16 protein-coding genes are annotated in these 18,138 nt (G+C 57.3%); 4 read left to right on the top strand and 12 right to left on the bottom strand.

The window, feature by feature from the left end; genetic code table 11:
- Positions 1 to 89 precede the first annotated feature (89 nt).
- Positions 90 to 803, top strand: a complete 714-nt coding sequence (locus BM205_RS04550) for a GntR family transcriptional regulator (protein WP_092413015.1) — start codon at positions 90 to 92, stop codon at positions 801 to 803.
- 4 nt (positions 804 to 807) lie between these two features.
- On the opposite strand, the gene BM205_RS04555 is transcribed toward BM205_RS04550, so the two are convergent.
- The 12 genes from BM205_RS04555 to BM205_RS04605 form a co-directional block, all read right to left on the bottom strand.
- Positions 808 to 1,542 (bottom strand): MetQ/NlpA family lipoprotein, encoded by a 735-nt coding sequence (locus BM205_RS04555; RefSeq protein ID WP_254783742.1) that lies wholly within the window; start codon positions 1,540 to 1,542, stop codon positions 808 to 810.
- Positions 1,543 to 1,577: 35 nt separating this feature from the next.
- On the bottom strand, positions 1,578 to 2,618 hold the full coding sequence (locus BM205_RS04560; protein ID WP_092413019.1) for a formylglycine-generating enzyme family protein: 1,041 nt from the start codon (positions 2,616 to 2,618) through the stop codon (positions 1,578 to 1,580).
- A 7-nt stretch (positions 2,619 to 2,625) separates the two neighbouring features.
- Complete coding sequence (locus BM205_RS04565) at positions 2,626 to 4,581, bottom strand: arylsulfatase (protein ID WP_092413021.1); 1,956 nt, start codon at positions 4,579 to 4,581, stop codon at positions 2,626 to 2,628.
- Between the two features lie 480 nt (positions 4,582 to 5,061).
- Positions 5,062 to 5,682 carry an SIS domain-containing protein gene (locus tag BM205_RS04570; protein ID WP_254783743.1) on the bottom strand — a complete coding sequence of 207 codons (621 nt, stop codon included), beginning with the start codon at positions 5,680 to 5,682 and terminating at the stop codon, positions 5,062 to 5,064.
- A gap of 21 nt (positions 5,683 to 5,703) precedes the next feature.
- On the bottom strand, positions 5,704 to 5,844 hold the full coding sequence (locus BM205_RS24195; RefSeq protein ID WP_175511156.1) for a hypothetical protein: 141 nt from the start codon (positions 5,842 to 5,844) through the stop codon (positions 5,704 to 5,706).
- A 105-nt stretch (positions 5,845 to 5,949) separates the two neighbouring features.
- The gene (locus BM205_RS04575; protein WP_092413023.1) at positions 5,950 to 6,744 is read right to left on the bottom strand and encodes an SDR family NAD(P)-dependent oxidoreductase; all 795 of its coding nucleotides are present in this window, start codon (positions 6,742 to 6,744) and stop codon (positions 5,950 to 5,952) included.
- 132 nt (positions 6,745 to 6,876) lie between these two features.
- Positions 6,877 to 7,977, bottom strand: coding sequence for an alpha/beta fold hydrolase (locus BM205_RS04580; protein ID WP_092413025.1), 1,101 nt, complete (start codon positions 7,975 to 7,977; stop codon positions 6,877 to 6,879).
- Between the two features lie 116 nt (positions 7,978 to 8,093).
- Positions 8,094 to 8,888, bottom strand: coding sequence for an alpha/beta hydrolase (locus tag BM205_RS04585; RefSeq protein ID WP_371326453.1), 795 nt, complete (start codon positions 8,886 to 8,888; stop codon positions 8,094 to 8,096).
- Between the two features lie 104 nt (positions 8,889 to 8,992).
- The gene (locus BM205_RS04590; RefSeq protein WP_092413027.1) at positions 8,993 to 10,171 is read right to left on the bottom strand and encodes a YncE family protein; all 1,179 of its coding nucleotides are present in this window, start codon (positions 10,169 to 10,171) and stop codon (positions 8,993 to 8,995) included.
- Between the two features lie 68 nt (positions 10,172 to 10,239).
- Positions 10,240 to 11,055 (bottom strand): creatininase family protein, encoded by an 816-nt coding sequence (locus BM205_RS04595; protein WP_092413029.1) that lies wholly within the window; start codon positions 11,053 to 11,055, stop codon positions 10,240 to 10,242.
- Positions 11,056 to 11,183: 128 nt separating this feature from the next.
- Complete coding sequence (locus tag BM205_RS04600) at positions 11,184 to 11,927, bottom strand: tetratricopeptide repeat protein (protein ID WP_092413031.1); 744 nt, start codon at positions 11,925 to 11,927, stop codon at positions 11,184 to 11,186.
- Between the two features lie 5 nt (positions 11,928 to 11,932).
- Entirely contained in the window at positions 11,933 to 14,023 is a 2,091-nt protein-coding gene (locus BM205_RS04605; protein WP_092413033.1) for a bifunctional 2',3'-cyclic-nucleotide 2'-phosphodiesterase/3'-nucleotidase, read from the bottom strand.
- Positions 14,024 to 14,486: 463 nt separating this feature from the next.
- On the opposite strand from BM205_RS04605, the gene ahpC reads away from it, so the two are divergent.
- From ahpC to BM205_RS04620, 3 genes are all read left to right on the top strand, one after another.
- Positions 14,487 to 15,050, top strand: a complete 564-nt coding sequence (gene ahpC, locus BM205_RS04610; protein WP_092413035.1) for an alkyl hydroperoxide reductase subunit C — start codon at positions 14,487 to 14,489, stop codon at positions 15,048 to 15,050.
- Between the two features lie 118 nt (positions 15,051 to 15,168).
- The gene (gene ahpF, locus BM205_RS04615) at positions 15,169 to 16,764 is read left to right on the top strand and encodes an alkyl hydroperoxide reductase subunit F (protein WP_092413037.1); all 1,596 of its coding nucleotides are present in this window, start codon (positions 15,169 to 15,171) and stop codon (positions 16,762 to 16,764) included.
- 228 nt (positions 16,765 to 16,992) lie between these two features.
- A complete protein-coding gene (locus BM205_RS04620; protein ID WP_092413039.1) occupies positions 16,993 to 18,030 on the top strand; it encodes an isocitrate/isopropylmalate dehydrogenase family protein in 1,038 nt (345 codons plus the stop codon).
- Positions 18,031 to 18,138 lie beyond the last annotated feature (108 nt).

The following is an 18,138-nucleotide window of genomic DNA, read 5'->3' on the forward strand; positions in this document are numbered from 1 at the left end:
TACATTCACTTTGGCGGTCACTGCGATGCTGATTCTGGCGCCATAAATTTGATGTTAAAATAGGATCAAACGCGTAAAAAGGATTTTGAATGCAAAATGCGATAACCGAACAGGAAGAAAAAGCCGCTCCCCTGGTCCCTAAACTGGAACGCCAACGCCTGCATGACACGGTGGTGGATCATTTGCGCAACCTGATCGTCGAAGCGGTGCTGGTGCCGGGGACCAAACTCAACGAGCGCGAGTTATGCGAAACCCTGGGCATTTCGCGCACCCCTTTGCGGGAAGCCTTGAAGGTGCTGGCGGCCGAAGGCCTGATAGAGATTTCCCCGAACCGGGGTGCATCGGTATCCAAGATGTCGGAAACCGAAATCTGGGAAACCTTTGAATTGATGAGCGGCCTGGAAGCGATGTCGGGCGAGCTGGCTTGCGACCGCATTACACCGGTCGAACTGGCTGAAATCAAGGCTTTGCACTATGCGATGCTGGCGTGCAAGGCGCAAAACGATTTGCCGGGATACTACAGCCGCAACCAGGCCATCCACGACAAGATCAATGACGCCGCCCGCAATACAGTCTTGCGTCAGACTTACCTGGGTTTAAACCGACGCCTGCAGGCGTTGCGTTTCAAATCGAATTTCCAGCCGCAAAAATGGGATAGCGCCGCACATGATCACGACGAGATGGTGAAAGCACTCGAAGCGCGCGACGGCAAACGGCTGGCCGCAGTGTTGCGCCAGCATTTGCTGGACAAGCGTGATGCCGTGCTTAGCGCAGCGGCGTTGCCGGGCGAAGGCAAGCCCTAGCCATTCACCATGGCCGCCGCACCGAGTCCTGGTAACGCGTCAGGATGAAATGCGCAACATCGTCGGAATGGTAAGCGGCGGACAATTGTGCGACCCACGGCTGGCTACGGTCTGCGGCGCGCACCGCCAGTACATTTTGCCAAGGCGAACGAGCATCCTCGATGCCGAGGCTATCGCGCGCCGGATAAAGGCCGGCACGGGCTGCATCGCTGCTGTCGATCACCGCGAATGCCACCTGATCCAATGCGGAAAACAGCTGCTTGCGCGGCACTTTTTTAATTTTCAAATGCAGGCGGTTGCTGGTGATATCCGCCAGCGTCGCCTGCAGGCCGGCGCGATCGGAGAATGTCAGGAGCGTGAAATTTTGCAGCAAGACCAGCGCCCTCGCGGTGCCTGCAGCATCGGCAGGAATCGCAATCGTGGCGCTGCGCTGCAATTGGGTCAGTGTCTTCAGTTTGCGCGAATAAAGCGCCATCGGAAAGGTGATCGTGCTACCGACATTGACCAACCCGTAACGCTGCCGCTGCGCCTCGAAGCTCGGCCCATCTTCGAAACTGGCGGCATCGATTTTACCTGCCGCCAGCGCAGCATCGATGCGGCTCTTGTCGTCAAATACGATCACATCAAGTTGAAGGCCGCCGGCTTGCGCGCTATGCCGTACCTGGTCGATGATCTCTGCGTGCGCACCCGGGGTTACCCCCACCTTGATCACGCCCGGCGTCGCGTAAACATGCGGCATAATAATCCCCAGCAAGCATGCGGCAAGCATGCGCTTCAACTGTCGCGCAGGATGGTGCGGAAGCCGATGTGCGATGCTGGCAAATCCGCCTCCTGCTGCTCGCGTGAAGACGCCCGGTAGCGCACGCAATAGTCGCGTGAGCACAGGAAGGAACCGCCTTTGATCACCATCAGCGTGTTGTGGCGGCGAGTTGCCGGCGCTACCGCCGCGGTATCGCCGTTGCTGTGGGTCTGATGCGATCCCGTGTAGATGTCTTTGGTCCATTCCCATGCGTTGCCAACCATATCGTAAAGTTTGAAGTCGTTTGCCGCATAACAGCCGACCGGCGCCAGGCCGATGTGGCCGTCTTCGTTGTTGTTCACCAAGGGGAATACGCCTTGCCAGTAATTGGCAGTTGGCCGGCCCCGCTCGTCGCGCGGTGCGGTATCGAGTTCGGCGCCGTCATGCCCGGCCTTGCCGGCATATTCCCACTCCGCTTCGCTGGGCAGGTCACGCCCCAGCCAGCGCGCATAGGCGAGGGCGTCGGCCTGCGTCACCAGGGTAACCGGCTGGTTGCCGATGCCGTCCAGATTGCTGCCGGGGCCGGCCGGATGCTGCCACGACGCGCCGTCCACCCAGGTCCACCACGCCAGGTCACGTGCGTTCAACTCTTCCAGCGTCGGCTTGTGGAAAACCGCTCCTCCGCCTTGGCGTTCGGCGTCACTGACATAGCCGGTCGCTTCGACGAAGGAGGCAAACTGGGCATTCGTGACATCAGTCTGGTCGATCCAGAATCCGCGCACCCTTGTCTTGCCATTACCGGCCGGGCGCTCGTCTTCATAACCGAACTTGCTGCCCAAGATGAATTCACCGCCACGCAAATGCACCATGCCGGCTTGCGCGTTACTGCGCCAGTGCGCCGGCAAACCGGAATAAGCCTGGCACTGCGCCTCCGATCCTAGCGGCGCCAGTACGTGGAACAGATTCAATCCATCCAATGCGCCGGCGCTGCCGCTCGTAGCAAACAACCCGCCGGCGGCCGCCGCCAGCAAGGCGGCGACGCCGGCGGTGCCTGTCAACCAGGTTCGCTTCTTCATACGTTGCTCAATAATAACCGCGTGGACGTTGCGGCTCGACCCCGCCGACACCGCTCATGTAGGTATTCCATTGCTGGATCAAGCTGCTGATGATCGATGGATTCTGTGCGGAGACGTCACGGTTCTCGCCGCGATCGGCTGTCACGTCGAACAACTCCCAATGGCCATCGAGCGGCCCGTTCGGCGGTTCAGTCCAGAGCGCTTTCCACTGGCCGTCGGCACTGCGCAGATAGCCGCGTCCGTAAGCCTCATCCCCGAACGGCGCCGTATGCACCACGCCCTGCCGCTGGCCGTTCAGCACAGGCAGCAAGGATTGGCCGGTGATCGGATAAACATAGCGGTTGTTGTAGACCACCTTGCCCTTGTTCTGATCGACGCCGGTCAGGCTATTCAACAACGGCGGTGCAGGCTGCGCTGGAGCTGCGATCTGGGCGACGTCAAGAAAGGTGGCGGTATTGTCGGTAACGTGCGTAAAGGGCCGCAAGGTCGGCAATTGTGTGGTCTGGCCAGGCAGATGCACGATCAGCGGTGTCGATACGCCGCCTTCAGTCGCATAACCCTTGGTCAGGCGGAATGGCGTCGCGCTGACTTCGGCCCAGCGCAGGCCGTATTGCAGCCGCTGCGCGTTTTGCTTGCCGTTATCGCTGCCCAGCGCCGAATACACCGGATCGTAAGCGTTGGCAGTATCGGTCGCGGTCGGATCGGCGCCGGAATCGATCGGCCAGCCTTCTGCCCCATTGTCCGACTGGAACATGATGAAGGTATTGTCGTATTCACCGATATCCTTCAGATGCTGGACCAGCAAACCGATGTTGTGGTCCAGGTTTTCCACCATACCGGCATAGATCTCCATGTAGCGCGCCTGGGCCTTCTTTTCGGCCGGCGACAAGCTGCTCCATGCCTTGTCAACCACGCCCGGGCCGTAATCCGAATACCCTTGTGCAGCGCTATGCACGGCGCTGATGTATTTGGCATTGGCGGTACCGTTATTCACGGTTGCCGGCGATACAGCCGGTTTTTCCGGCACGCCGGCAAACGGCGTGAAATCGGCAGGAATAATGCCGAGCGCTTTCTGGCGGGCGATGCGCGCATTGCGGATCGCGTCGTAGCCTTGATCGTACTTGCCCGCGTAGTTATGCAGGTAAGGCTCCGGCACCTGCAGCGGCCAATGCGGCGAAGTAAACGCAGCGTAGGCGAAGAACGGCTTGCCGTCGGCCTTGTTGGAATCGATATAAGAAATCAGTCGCTGCGTGTAGAAATCGGTCGAATAGAATACGGCCGGATTGCCGCCGGTTCCTCCTGGTTGGCCAGGCTGGCCAGGTTGTACGTATTTACCGTCTTCCGTGTAATTTTTCGAACCCGCCGGCTCATGCGCAAAGTGGTTGGTGGCGGCACCTCCGAGCAAGGCATAGCTGTGCTCAAAGCCCCATTGATCCGGAGTCTGGCCGCCGCCTGTCGGGCTACCCGGAATACCTGAGCCGATGTGCCATTTGCCAGCCATATAGGTGTGATAGCCGCCATCCTTCAGCAGTTGCGCAATCGACAGCGCGCGGTCATTCAGGTAACCTTCATAGCCCGGCAAGCCCTTGCGCTCATCGGTCGGTACACCCATCGTTCCTTCACCTACCAGATGATGATCAGTGCCGGAAATCAGCATCGAACGGGTAATCGCGCAGACGGTGCCGGTGTGATGATTGGTCAGGATACGGCCCGACTGCACCAGGGCATCAAGATTGGGCGTATTGATTTCACCACCGAATGCGCGAATGTCCGAGTAGCCGAGATCATCGGCCATGATGTAGAGAATGTTAGGGCGTTTCTGCGCCGCAGCTACGGTTGAGGCGGTGTTCCCCAGCGACGTACCGGAGTTGTCGCCGCACGATGCAAGTGTGACCAGGCTGGCTACGGCGGCACCAATCACGCCAAGGCGGATTGCGAGGGATTGCGATCTGAATTTTTTCATTGTTGTATGGCCCGATATCCCGGGCAGGCAATGTTGGCAATAGGTTGAACCAGCGCCGTCGGATGAGGGCGCTTCGCGCTTCAGTATCGGGAGTGCAGTCTTCGGTTATCCAATGCGCAGGCTGATAAGCCGGGCAGGTTACGGACGGCGCGATCAAACATCCGGTAAGAACAAGACCGCGTCATATCACCCCACATTTAGTGAGAATGCATCGTAAAAAACACTGCGCTTGTTCCCAACTATTTACTATCTATTAGCTTATGTGTTTGGGTGCAAAACCAAGCCTGGCTTGCGATTCAAGCGGAAAATGCTCGAAGCGCGATTACCGCATTTATTTATTACAAAAATAAATAAATGCAGACGGCTGGAGATTTTGCGGGGAGCGGAAAAGAGAGAGGAAGTGTGCAGCAATTTCGTAGGGCGCGCATGCCCACCCTACGAAATTGCTGTTGCTTATCGGTGATCCGTGAAAATCAAACGCTATGCTTTGCCGGCGTAATTCTCTGGAAAGAAATGCCGCTCGATAAGCTCGATCAAGATGTGCAGCACCTTGATATGCAACTCCTGCACACGATCGGCAAATGTACCGCCCGGAGTGCAGATGTAGACGCTGCTCAAAGATGCCAGCAACTCGCTCTGCTTGCCGGATAAAACAATCACATGCATGCCGAGATCGCGCGCAGTTTGCGCCGCGCGGATTATGTTCTTGCTGGTGCCGCTGGTGCTCAGCGCGACCAGGCAATCGCCGGCACGTCCGTGACCTTCGAGATAGCGTGAAAACACCTGTTCATAGCCATGATCGTTGCCGACGCAGGTGAGATGCCCGGCATCGCTGATCGCCGTCGCCCCCAATGCCGCCCGGTCCAGCCGGTAGCGGCCGGTCAGCTCTTCGGCGAAGTGCATGGCGTCACACATGGAGCCGCCATTGCCGCACGAGTACACCCGGCCTTTGCGTTCAAATACATCGATCAGCAAATCGGCCGCTTGCTCGATAGATTGCAAAGCTGCGTCGTTGGTGAGCAAGGCATTCAACGCTTGCTGCGCTTCGACCAGGCTGGCGTTGATGTGTTGCTTCAGGTCTTGCTTCACGGGTTGCTTCAATTCTGCACTCCTGTCCTGTAATTAACGATTCGTACTGCGCGTGACACCTGTATCGATCACGCCATAAGGGGTAATGGTAGTTCCGCTTTCGCCGGTGGGCGATGTTACGTGGCCGCACGCAGCCAGCAGGACGGCTGCAATCAGGGGGTAGAACAGGCGCATGGTTGTCTCATAAGTCAAATGGCAGCTCTAACAGACATGCTGTGGAGCGGAACGTTCCGGTCGAGATTATCCAGCTTAGCATCTTCAAGCGCCAGCCCTGCATGATCACGAAATCGAACGCACCACGCCGCCATCCACGCGCAGCGCCGCACCGGTGGTGGCCGAGGCTTGCACAGAAGCAAGGTAGACCACCATATTGGCGACTTCCTCAACCGTGGCAAGACGCTGGATCAGCGAACTCGGGCGGTGTTCCGTAATGAAATCGCGCTCCAATTCTTCCACCGCGACACCTTTGTCGCGTGCCAGCGATGCGAAAAAGTCGCCGACACCTTCGGAGCGGGTTGGGCCCGGCAACACTGCATTGACTGTGACGCTGCTGCCTGCCATGGTTTCCGCCAGGCCGCGCGAGACCGCCAGCAGGGCGGTCTTGGTCACACCGTAATGCACCATTTCCTTGGGAATCTGCAACCCCGATTCGCTCGATAGAAACAACACCCGGCCCCAGCCGCGCTTAGCCATGTCAGGCGCATAGTGGCGCGACAAGCGAACAGCGCTCATCACATTGACATCGAAGAAACGCTGCCATTCTTCATCTGTAATATCGAAAAACGGCTTGGCTTCGAAAATGCCGAGATTATTCACCAGGATGTCGGTATCCGGCACTTGCTTGAACAACAATGCCGCGCCATCTTGCGTGCCAAGGTCAGCGGCGATGCCTTGCAAACGGGCTGCGGGGAATTTGTCGCGGATCTGCGCCAGCGCCTGGTCGACGCGCTCCTGGGTGCGGCCATTCACCACTACCGTCGCTCCGGCTTGCGCCAGGCCGAGGGCGATCGCCAGGCCAATGCCGGCGGTCGAACCACTCACGATTGCATGTTTGTCACTTAGATCGATTTTCATGGAATTCTCTCTGATGATTAACAAGACCAAAAAGCCGGAAGCACCCACGCGCAACGGCGCCGCTACATTGGAATCATAGAGGAAATCGGGATTCGATATTTTTTCGGTTCGATCCCCTGAATCGAAGCAACCTTAATTGGCCTTCTCTGCCAGAGGGCGCACGTACTTCAACAGGCTGACCAGCGTTTTACCCGGTTCTTCCCATGGAATCATGTGTGCTGAGTGCTCAAACCAGACGCCCTGCCTGTAGGGCGCATGCAGCTTGCTCAGCCAGGCGGCGGTGGGCGCGGTCGGGGTGGTGTAGTCGTGGCGTCCCATGAACATCACGACGGGGATCGGGAAGGTATGGATATTAGAAAAATCGACACCGACAAATTCGGGCAGGATTTTACCCAGGGTGAACAGGCTGCCCTCGTCGATGGCGCGGACATCGGCTTCGTCATACTCGGGCGATAGCAGCGGCGCGTCGAAATAGTAAGTGGATGTATTACGAAATGCGCTCAAGCCGCCGTAATATTGCGGCCATTTCCTGGCAATGATGATGCGCTCGCGGGTGATCGGCTGGTCACCCGGGTATGGTGCTATCGATTCCAGCTCCTTCAATGCGGCTGCGTTGTCGTGCGCTTTTGCCTGCTCAAGCGCGTATTCAAAGCTGATGCGCTCGTTTTCCCTGGTGCTGATGACTTGCCCGATGCCGACGTAGGCATAGAACAGATCCGGCCGTTTCAGCGCGGCGCTCATGGCAACGACGGTGCCCCAGCTATGCGCCATCAGGATGATTTTCTTTTTGTGATATCGCTTCTTGATGTATTCGGCTACCTCTATCGCATCGTCAACGTAACGTGCGATATGTATGCTGTCGCCGATGTCCTTCGGGTCGGCCTCGCCATAGGTCTTGCCGGCGCCTCGCTGATCCCAGTTAACCATCGTGAAATACTCTTCCAGCGGCCGCTGGAACTGCCAGATGGCAGGCGTCAGGGGCGAGGCTGGCCCACCGTGGACGAACAGGACGATGGGATTGGCCTGGTCCTGGCCCCGGACGTTAAGCCATTGGTCTATGCCGCCGATGCTGGTTTTATAGGATTCTTGTATGCCGGAAGGGGCGACGATGCGCTCCAGATCGCGGACGACTTCTTTTGCTTTATTGGTGTTCGCCGTGTCGGCGGACTGCTGCGCATTGACCTGGGTGGACGTCAAGGCGAGGATGAGGCAGCCTAACCATACAATTTTCATGCGGTTCCTCCTGATAAAAGGTGGATGCAAGAGTAGCTACTGAATGGCGGTAAATCAATATTCATCCCGACGGACGGTATCGGCGGTGCTGTTTGTGAGATCGTGAAACGTACGGACTAGGGCCGGGGCGTTGAACCGTGGGCGCAATCGACAATCAAGTCCATCAGTTCGTCAAATTCGTCCGGGCGTTCTTCACTCAACAATGGAAACAGATGTTGATGGTCAGCCCCCGCCACTACCCTCAGTCGGCGCGAACGCGCTTTGCGTGCCGATAGCAGCAGCCGCTCCGGTATTTCCAGGGGAATCACAGCGTCGTGTTCGGCGGCGATGATCAGCAGGTCACCGGTGAATTTCGACAGGATAGCGCAGGCATCGCTGTCGGCCCAGCTGCGGTCGCGCCGGATGATCTCTGAGAACTGCGGCCCGAAAGGCACATCGTAGGCGGCAGGTTCATACACACCCGGCACAATCAGAATCAATGCGGCGACCTCGTGCGCTTGCGTCAGCTTGATGGCGTTGTAAGCCCCCATGCTGCTGCCGAATATCACCAGCGGTTGAGTCAAATTACGTGCGGCGATCACCGCCTCGGCCTGGCGGGTGCGGCTGCTCAGCGACGAGTACTGCAGCAGGCCGCCGGTCTCGCCGTGGCCGATGCAATCGAAAGAAGTACTTGCCACGCCACGCGCCTGCAATGCCGGCCGCAATCCCGAACGGCTGGCGGTGGCGCACGAACTACGGCCGGCGCCATGCAGTATCAATGCATGGCAAGCCGGCGTACCCGGTGTACCCGGTGTACTTGCGGTGCCTGGATGGAAATCGCCTTTCAGCGCGAAGTTTTCGTAGGCGACTTCAAAGGTTTCTATTGCTTGCATGGTCAGAGGGGGAAGCGTGGGCCACGATAATCGCGGCATGTTCACATCGGCATGCGGCCAGGCGGTGTTATTCGGCACCCGGCTTCCTGCGTCCTGCCCGCGTATTCCTTAACGCTGACAAGACGCTTGGGAGGCCGCTCCGATTAACGCATATTGCCGGTGTGGCCCAGCGAATAACGGCCGGGTTGCGGCCAGACGGTCAGGCCGTGCGGTTCCGCGCCGACTGCAATCTTTTTGACAGCGCCGCTGGTGGTATCGATGGCATACACGACATCGTCAAAGCGGCCGGACAACCACAACATCTTGCCGTCCGCGCTGACGTTACCCATGTCAGGGCTGCCGCCGCCCGGGATCGGCCAGTTGGCCACCACCTGGCGCGTGGCGAAGTCGATCACCGAGACGCTGCCCTTGCCATTGCGCGCGCCATGGATCTTGTTCGAGCCGCGATTGGCGACGTACAACTTGCTGCCGTCGCGGCTTGGATACAGGCCGTGGGTGCCAGTGCCGGTCTTGATGAAGCCGACCTTGGTGAAATTGTCGCCATCGATCACGAACACGCCGTCGGCCATCATGTCGGCGACAAAAAACACCTTGCCGTCCGGTGAAATGCGGATGTCCTGCGGCATGCCCTTCTTGTCCAGTTGCAGGTAGCCGACCACCTTGCGGTTGACCAGGTCGATCTTCGCCAGGCGACCGCCGAATTCACAGGTGAAAAGGGCGTATTTACCGTCGATGGAAAAATCGGCATGATTGATGCCTTTGCATTCCGGCACCGACAGGCTCGACTTCAAGGCCATCGTATGCGCATCGCGGAAATCCAGCTGGGCGTGGGCTTCCACCACTACGATGGCTTCCTTGCCATCGGGCGTGAAGTACATATTGTAGGGATCTTCCACCGGTATCTCTTTGCCCGGCTTTGCGGTCTTCGGATCGATGGGAGTCAGGCTGCCGTCAGGCCGGCCTTCGGCATTGTTGGCCACCCACAGGGTTTGCAGATCCCATGCAGGAACCACGTGCTGCGGGCTGTAACCGACCTTGAATTTCTCGACTACCTTGAAGGTAGCCGGATCAATCACATAGACGTCGTTCGAGCGCAGGTTCGGTACGTAGATCCGTGGCAATGCGCCGGCTACAGCCGGGCTGAAATGGCCCGCGCCAGCTTCGCTGTACAGATTGGCTGGATTGGCTACCGGCGGCATGCCCGGCACCGTGGTAATTGCGGGTGCAGGCGCGGCGGAGGCGCTGCCGGCGATACATAAAGCAGCCAATGCAACGCTGATTGAGGAAGCGAGGCGCGACAGGCGGCGAGGGTGAAAATCCATGAAAGGTTCCTTGATTAAATTTGTGGCAACTGAGTATGTGGCAACTGTAAACGAATACCGGGAAAAATCTAGCGGGCGGCGGTAGCCGTCTTAAGGGCGCTGATGGTCTGCGCCACGATCGCATCGATCCCCAACTGACCAAGCTCTGCCGTCGAACGGCGCGGATCGCCACCATAGACACCGTCGGCCAGCCCGAGTTTCGGGCCAATGCGCAAACTATCCTGGCGCACCATCTGCGGCGCAACGGCGAGCTGCAATGAAGTATCTGCAAGCCCGGCGTGGGTGCCGATTTCGTCATCGCGATAACCGTGTTTGCGCAGTATTTGCGCGTAGCCGTCCGAGCTGGCAGCGTAATATTCCGGCGGCAGGATAGCCCGCGCCGGTGATCCGGACCAGGCTTTGTTGAGCTGCGCCACCACTTTCTTGATGTCGTTCTGATAACCGCCATGATCGCCTAAAAAGACGATGTTCTTGAAGCCATGGACCTTGAAACTGTTGGCGGCGGATTCCAGCGTCTTTTCAAAGACATCGTCCGGAACCGTGATGGTGCCGGGGAAACGCATGTGGGATGTAGTCGGCGCGTAGCTGCCTTCCGGTACGTAGGCGATTACCGGCGCCACCAGCGCATTGCCCAATCCTTCGGCAATCCGTTGCGACAAAATCTTCACGCGGACGTTATGTTTGCCCAGCGCGACATCGGGACCGCTTTGTTCGGTGGCGCCGATGGGAATGATGATGGTGGTCTTGCCAGCGGCGATCTGGGCGCGCAATTCAGTCCAGGTCAGGTCTTCAAGGACGACTGTTTTCGGCGTTTGAGCGAAGGTAATCTGTGTGGCGGTGAGGAATAAAGCGGCAACGAAAGTGCGTCGTAGTGACAAAAGCATGAAAATTCCTCATGGAGAAGCAGGTCAGGTGTGTGCGGATGATGCCGGCATATGACGCCGGATCGGCACACAGGTTCCTGGCTAATTCTACTCCGTTGAATATGAGGATAGAGCAAAGGCGTTGCTGATCACTGGTAGTTATTCCAGCGCATGCTGCGTTCGTCGGTCGCTTCCTTGATCAGATGACGAGCGCGTACCGGATCGCGCTCGCCATGCTGGTCGCCGCTTTCCAGGCTCATGGCCAGCGCCTGTATCGCTACCGGAAAATCACCTGCGGCCGAGCGTTCGAGCCAATCCCGGGCTAACTGCGGATTCTGTTCTACGCCTTCACCTGCAGCATAAGCATTTGACAGCAAGAACATCGCCTGCGCATTACCCTGAACGCTCGCCTCCAGCAGCCATTTAGCCGAGAGTTTGAGATCCTGCGGCACGCCTTCGCCATATTTCGCCATGCGGGCCAGCATGAAACTGGCTTTTGCATTGCCTGATGTAGCCGCTCGCTCGTACCAGTTCCAGGCTTGGCCGTAGTCAACCTGGAACCCCAGTCTGCCTTGATAAAAAGCCTGCCCCAGCTGAAACTGCGCTTCGGGTTCATTTGCGGCTGCCGCGTTCTGCATCCATGCGCCAGCTTGTGCGGATTGCTCAGGAATCGAGGCCAGCGCTAACGCCAGTTCGCGTTGCGCCACCGGCCGACCCGCGACGGCCCAGACCCGCAACTGGTCAATCGCACTTGCCCGGCGGCCGTGCAGGGCCAGCAAACCCACCGATTCTATGCGGGCATTGTCTGGCCCCATATCTTGGGTCTGGGTACATGCACTCAAGACAGCCGCAGCCAGCAAGAGTGCAATCACATGCGATTTCTTATGCCTCATCACTATTACTTGCTCAAGTCGATTGCGTATTTGGCAAACCCGCTGGCATCCAGCGCGCCTTCCGCTTTCACCCGGCTCAAGCCCAGCGCTTGTGCAACCGGCAACTTGCCCGGCGCCGAACGGAGGATAACCGGGCCTTGGGTGGCCACCTTGACGAAACTCCAGCTTTGGCCGCTGCCGTTTGCCGCGCTGGTGACCTTGCCCTGCTTTTTCAGATATGTACTGACCACCGCCTGGTTGGCGTCCGGCGATTTGATGATGGTCTTGCTGCCGTCGATACCCGGCACATTGCCGCCGCCACCGGCACGGTAGTCATTGGTGGCGACGATGAAATCGTCAGTGTCGGCCACGGCCTTACCGGCATAAGTCAGATTGCTGATGCGGCTACCGGCAGGTTTGGTGACGTCGATCTGATATTGCATCGCGTTGTTTTCGGCATAGAACACGTCGTAATTGAAGATCGTCGAGTAGGACGGCACCAGGTCTTGCTCGGCCGTGCTGGCCGGATCAATCATGGCGAACTGCTTTGCAGCGGTTTCCAGCCATTTCTTCAGGTCGGAACCTTTGATTTTGACTGCTTGCAGGTTGTTGTTGCCATATAAGTACAGATCGCCCGGATTCCGTACCTGCAAGCCGAATGGCGCCGCCGGGGAAGCCCCTGGAGCGACATCGGTAAAGTCGGTAGGACCATTGCGGCCGGCTTTGAACGGTGCGCTGCAGGAAATCACCGGGATCGCCTTGTAGCTGGCCAGCACCGGATCGGTCGAATTGGCGAGGAAGTTCTTCACGTAGTCGATCTGCGCCTGGTTGACGATCTGGATCGCGCTGACATCACCGACCAGCGAAAAATAGGCAGACATCTCAAAGTCGGTGGTGGTGCCCAGCGGCTGTGTGGCGTAAGACAGCGTGGCCTGGTGTTCGGTGGCGACCAGCGGTGCGATCGCAGGATCGGCATTGATGTTGGTCTTGCCGTCGGCATATTTGAAGCCGCGTGCTTCAACATTGGTCTGGTCTTTTTGCACTACCCATTTACCACCCTGGTATTTCAGCACCATCTTGATGATACCGAGACGTCGGCCCCAGCTTTGCGCCATCACTGCCGGAATGCCGTTGACCAGGCCTTTGCTGGTATCCACCAGATTGCTCGGCAAGGCCGCCAGCGATGCATCGATGGCTGGCGCGCCGGCTTCACGCGCTTGCGGGAAGATCAGGTGGGAGTGACCCAGCATCAGCGCATCGATACCGGTGCTGGCAAGATACAAACTGCCATTTTCCATCTTGGGACTGTAAGGCGAAGCATCCAGCCCGCCGTGCGACAGGGCGACCACCAGGTCGGCGCCCTTGCTGCGCATCTCCGGCACATACTTGAGCGCCGATTCCTGCACCCCGTTGACCATCACCTTGCCGGCCAGGTTCTTCTGGTCCCAATCCATGATCTGCGGCGGCACAAAGCTGATGATGCCGACATTCAGCGCGACATTCATGGCGCTGCCGTCAGGTTTGGTGGCGCTGAATTGTTTGGCGATCAGCGCATACGGATTAAAAATCGGCTTGCCGGATGCAACGCCGACCACGTTGGATAACACCAACGGGAAATTCGGCGCGCCGCAGTTGCTGCCTTTTTGCACGCCCGGAACACCGAAGTCGGTATTGGTGATCTGGCTCAGGAAATCGAGGCCGTAGTTGAATTCGTGATTGCCCATGCCGGCGCCGTCGTATTGCAAGGCATTCATCACCTTATGCACCGCCAGCGTGCCGCTGCAGGTAACCGGCGCGGCCACCGCCTGGTAATCCCCGAGCAGCGTGCCCTGGATGACGTCGCCATCGTCCAGCAAGAGATTGTTAGGATTTTCCTGGCGCGCGCCCTTGATCAGGGTTGCGGTGCGCTCGAGGCCGAGGCTGGTGTCGGCCTTCAAGCCGTAGTAGTCGTAGCTGAGGACGTTCTGGTGGATGTCGGTGGTTTCCAGCAGTCCCAGCTTCAGCACAGTCCCTTCTGGAATGGAAACCTCAAGGTTGCCGCCGCCATTGCTGCTACAACCGGAAACGGCCACTGCGGCCAGGACAGTCAAGGCGGGCAAACGCATCTTTTTATGCATGATAACTTTCGGAAATATTTATGGGCTGGTCTGGGTAAGAAGCTGGCGCCACTGACACGCGCTTTTTGGGGGCGTTCCGGGCGAAGATTATATTTTGGAAATATTTCCCGATCATTACATTGCGTTACATTCGACTCGGTTTGCTTCGGACTGTACATTTGCAGGTTTTCGTCCAACAACTAAAATCTCGCCGTCATCCCCGCTTTCGCGGGGATGACGGAGTTTTTAGAAGTCGCCTAAACTAATAGCCCGATAAAGCGTCCATCAGCTTCTTGCCTGTTTCTTGTTGATGGCCTTAAAGCATTATTTATACCAAGGCAAAATGCACTCATAGGAGGAATTAATCCGTTATCGATAGTTATTGCAAATCGAAACTCAAAATTAAATCAATTATACAAATGAATCAACCTGGTTTATCGTTGCTACCTAGACTTCTCAACCAGCACTTAGTAAGGAAAACACTATGTCTTTGATCAATACTCAAATTAAGCCTTTCTCAGCAACTGCCCTCCACAATGGCAAATTCGTTCCAGTCACTCAGGAAACCCTGAAGGGCAAGTGGTCTGTATTCGTTTTCTACCCAGCCGACTTCACTTTCGTCTGCCCGACTGAATTGGAAGACCTGGCCGACAACTACGCTGAATTCCAGAAACTGGGCGTGGAAATCTACGGTATCTCGACCGACACCCATTTCGCTCACAAGGCATGGCACGACACATCGGACGCGATCAAGAAAGTTAACTACCCACTGATCGGCGACCCGACTACAACTCTGTCGCGCAACTTTGAAGTACTGATCGAAGAAGAAGGCCTGGCACTGCGCGGCACATTCGTGATCAATCCAGAAGGCCTGATCAAGCTGTACGAAATCCACGACAACGGCATCGGCCGTGACGCTTCGGAATTGCTGCGTAAAGTTAAGGCAGCGCAATACGTAGCATCGCACCCAGGTGAAGTTTGCCCAGCCAAGTGGAAAGAAGGCGAAGCAACCCTGACTCCATCGCTGGACCTGGTTGGCAAGATCTAAGATTTTTTAAGATCCGATAGCTGCAAATGTTTTACGGTTCGAGCCTGAAGCTGGGCTCGAACCGGCAGTACCCCTATTCAAATCGTCACAAACATCGTGACAAACGTAAGGAACCGCCATGCTTGATGCAAATCTCAAAACCCAATTGAAAAGCTATTTGGAAAAAATCGTGCAACCGATTGAGATCGTTGCGTCGCTGGACAACGGTGACAAGTCACGTGAACTGCAATCGCTGTTGCAAGAAATCGCGACGCTGTCGGAACGCATTACGCTGATCGAGCGTAGCGACGACAACGAACGCAAACCCTCGTTCTCCATCAATCGCCCAGGCGTCGATACCGGCATCCGTTTTGCCGCAATTCCGATGGGCCACGAATTTACTTCGCTGGTGCTGGCCTTGCTGCAAGTCGGCGGCCATCCCGTGAAACTGGACGACACCGTCATTGAACAGATCCGCAATCTGGATGGCGATTATGTCTTCGAAACCTATATCTCACTGTCGTGCCAGAACTGCCCTGAAGTAGTGCAGGCATTGAACGTAATGGCGCTGATCAATCCGCGTATCCGTCAAGTCACCATCGACGGCGCACTGTTCCAGGATGAAGTGGAAAAACGCGAAATCATGGCTGTGCCGACTACCTACCTGAACGGCGAAGTGTTCGGCCAGGGCCGCACCAGCGTCGAAGAAATCCTCGCCAAGCTGGATACCGGCGCCGGCGCCCGCAAAGCGGTCGAGCTGAGCGCCAAAGAGCCCTACGATGTGCTGATCGTCGGCGGCGGTCCTGCCGGTGCGGCAGCTGCGATTTATGCAGCGCGCAAGGGCATCCGCACCGGTGTGGTGTCGGAACGCTTTGGCGGCCAGGTGCTGGATACGCTGTCGATTGAAAACTTCGTTTCGGTAAAAGAAACCGAAGGGCCTAAGTTTGCCACCGCGCTGGAACAACACGTCAAGACCTATGAAGTCGACATCATGAACGTGCAACTGGCGTCGGCCCTGATTCCAGGCAAGCTGATTGAAATCAAGCTGGCCAACGGCGGCTCGCTGAAAAGCAAAACCGTGGTGCTGGCCACCGGCGCCCGCTGGCGCGAAATCAACGTGCCGGGCGAACGCGAATACCGTAACCACGGCGTCGCCTACTGCCCGCATTGCGATGGCCCGCTGTTCAAAGGCAAGCGCGTAGCGGTGATCGGCGGCGGTAACTCCGGCGTAGAAGCGGCGATCGACCTAGCTGGTTTGGTAAGCCATGTCACATTGATTGAATTTGGCGATGAATTGCGTGCGGATGCAGTATTGCAACGCAAGCTGCACAGCCTGGCCAACGTTACCGTGATCACTTCGGCGCAAACTACCGAAATCACCGGCGACAGCAAGAAGGTTAACGGCCTGGTGTACAAGGACCGCAAGACCGATGCCGTGCATACCGTTGAACTCGAAGGCGTGTTCGTGCAAATCGGCCTGGTGCCGAATACCGAATGGCTGAAAGGCACGCTGGCCTTGTCGCGTCATGGTGAAATTGAAGTCGACGCCAAGGGCCAGACCTCGATCCCGGGTGTATTCGCCGCCGGCGACGTCACCACCGTGCCGTTCAAGCAGATCGTGATTGCGGTAGGCGAGGGCGCCAAGGCATCGTTGAGCGCATTCGATTATCTGATCCGTAGTTCGGACTCGGATGAAGAAGATGTTGTCAGCGAAGCTGAAACTGTTGCTGCCTAAGTAATCAACTCGCCATGAAGTTTTGCGCCAGCCCGATCCGCGGCTGGCGCAACGGCGACCGGCCTCTATCCCCATCCTTAATTGTTTGAAACGCAACGCGACACTACCGCCGCGCGCTTTGCCGTGCACCACGCCTTTGTAAACTGACCGAAAGCTTCGCGGTGCTAAGATTGTCTGTCTAGCTGTCTGTTCCGGCTTGTCCCATCACTGCGCTCTCAAGAGGATTCCATGAATAACCCGACACTCAAGCAAATTCCCGCCACGCTGATCCCCGGAGACGGCATCGGCCCTGAAGTAGTCGAGGCCACGGTCCAGGTGTTGGCTGCATTGGGTTCTCCATTCTCCTGGGATATACAACAAGCAGGTGTAGCCGGCGTCAATGCCAGCGGCGACCCGCTGCCAGAAGCCACCCTGGCCAGCATCCGCAAGACCAAGCTGGCCCTCAAAGGCCCGCTGACCACACCGATCGGCGAAGGCTTCCGCTCCTCCAACGTCCGTCTGCGCGAAGAATTCCAGCTATATGCCAATGTCCGGCCGGCACGGACGATTGTTCCAGGCCGCTTTGAAGACATCGACGTCGTCCTGATTCGGGAAAACATCGGCGGCTTTTATGTAGCGCACGAATACTACATTCCGGTCGGCGACGATCCGCGCGCGGTGGCCGTCTCTACCGGCATCAACACACGTGAAGCTTGCAAGAAGATTGCGCGCTTCGCCTTTGAATATGCGGTAAAGAACGGCCGCAAGAAAATCACCGTAGTGCACAAGGCGAACATCCTCAAGGCGCTGACCGGCATCTTCCTCGAAGCCGCCCGGGAAATAGCGCACGAGTACGAAGGCAAAGTGCAGATGAACGATATGATCGTCGATGCCTGCGCGATGCAACTGGTGCTGAATCCGTGGCAGTTCGACATGCTCTTATGCACCAACCTGTTCGGCGATATTCTTTCGGATCAGTTGGCGGGATTGGTAGGCGGCCTCGGCATGGCGCCCGGCGCGAATATCGGCGATGACGTCGCGATCTTTGAAGCAGTGCATGGATCAGCGCCGGATATTGCGGGCAAGGGTATTGCTAATCCGATTTCGTTGCTGCTGGCAGCGGGGCAGATGCTAGACCATGTGGGCCACGATGATCTCGCCCTCCGACTACGCACCGCGATCACCGACACGCTTAACAAAGATCACGTTGCTACCGGTGATCTCAAGGGCAAGGCATCGACTCAAGAGTTTACTGATGCGATTGTGCGCAGGTTGCAAACCGCTTAAAAAAGATTTTGCTGCATCAAACCCCTGGCAGAATTCCGCCGGGGTGATTCCATTTAGCGCAGCGATCGTGAATTTCCAGAATTCATGAATCTAAAAAAACCAGATCAC

This window comes from Collimonas sp. OK307 (assembly GCF_900113705.1).
In the GTDB taxonomy this organism is placed as follows: Bacteria; Pseudomonadota; Gammaproteobacteria; order Burkholderiales; family Burkholderiaceae_D; genus Collimonas.

Excerpts from the sequence above, each read along its gene's own strand:
- ahpC (WP_092413035.1), top strand. The coding sequence starts at position 14,487 with ATGTCTTTGATCAATACTCAAATTAAGCCTTTCTCAGCAACTGCCCTC.
- BM205_RS04605 (WP_092413033.1), bottom strand. The coding sequence starts at position 14,023 with ATGCATAAAAAGATGCGTTTGCCCGCCTTGACTGTCCTGGCCGCAGTG.
- ahpF (WP_092413037.1), top strand. The coding sequence starts at position 15,169 with ATGCTTGATGCAAATCTCAAAACCCAATTGAAAAGCTATTTGGAAAAA.
- BM205_RS04575 (WP_092413023.1), bottom strand. The coding sequence starts at position 6,744 with ATGAAAATCGATCTAAGTGACAAACATGCAATCGTGAGTGGTTCGACC.
- BM205_RS04585 (WP_371326453.1), bottom strand. The coding sequence starts at position 8,888 with ATGCCGCGATTATCGTGGCCCACGCTTCCCCCTCTGACCATGCAAGCA.
- BM205_RS04590 (WP_092413027.1), bottom strand. The coding sequence starts at position 10,171 with ATGGATTTTCACCCTCGCCGCCTGTCGCGCCTCGCTTCCTCAATCAGC.
- BM205_RS04550 (WP_092413015.1), top strand. The coding sequence starts at position 90 with ATGCAAAATGCGATAACCGAACAGGAAGAAAAAGCCGCTCCCCTGGTC.
- BM205_RS04600 (WP_092413031.1), bottom strand. The coding sequence starts at position 11,927 with ATGAGGCATAAGAAATCGCATGTGATTGCACTCTTGCTGGCTGCGGCT.
- BM205_RS04565 (WP_092413021.1), bottom strand. The coding sequence starts at position 4,581 with ATGAAAAAATTCAGATCGCAATCCCTCGCAATCCGCCTTGGCGTGATT.
- BM205_RS04555 (WP_254783742.1), bottom strand. The coding sequence starts at position 1,542 with ATGCCGCATGTTTACGCGACGCCGGGCGTGATCAAGGTGGGGGTAACC.
- BM205_RS04620 (WP_092413039.1), top strand. The coding sequence starts at position 16,993 with ATGAATAACCCGACACTCAAGCAAATTCCCGCCACGCTGATCCCCGGA.
- BM205_RS24195 (WP_175511156.1), bottom strand. The coding sequence starts at position 5,844 with ATGCGCCTGTTCTACCCCCTGATTGCAGCCGTCCTGCTGGCTGCGTGC.
- BM205_RS04580 (WP_092413025.1), bottom strand. The coding sequence starts at position 7,977 with ATGAAAATTGTATGGTTAGGCTGCCTCATCCTCGCCTTGACGTCCACC.
- BM205_RS04560 (WP_092413019.1), bottom strand. The coding sequence starts at position 2,618 with ATGAAGAAGCGAACCTGGTTGACAGGCACCGCCGGCGTCGCCGCCTTG.
- BM205_RS04595 (WP_092413029.1), bottom strand. The coding sequence starts at position 11,055 with ATGCTTTTGTCACTACGACGCACTTTCGTTGCCGCTTTATTCCTCACC.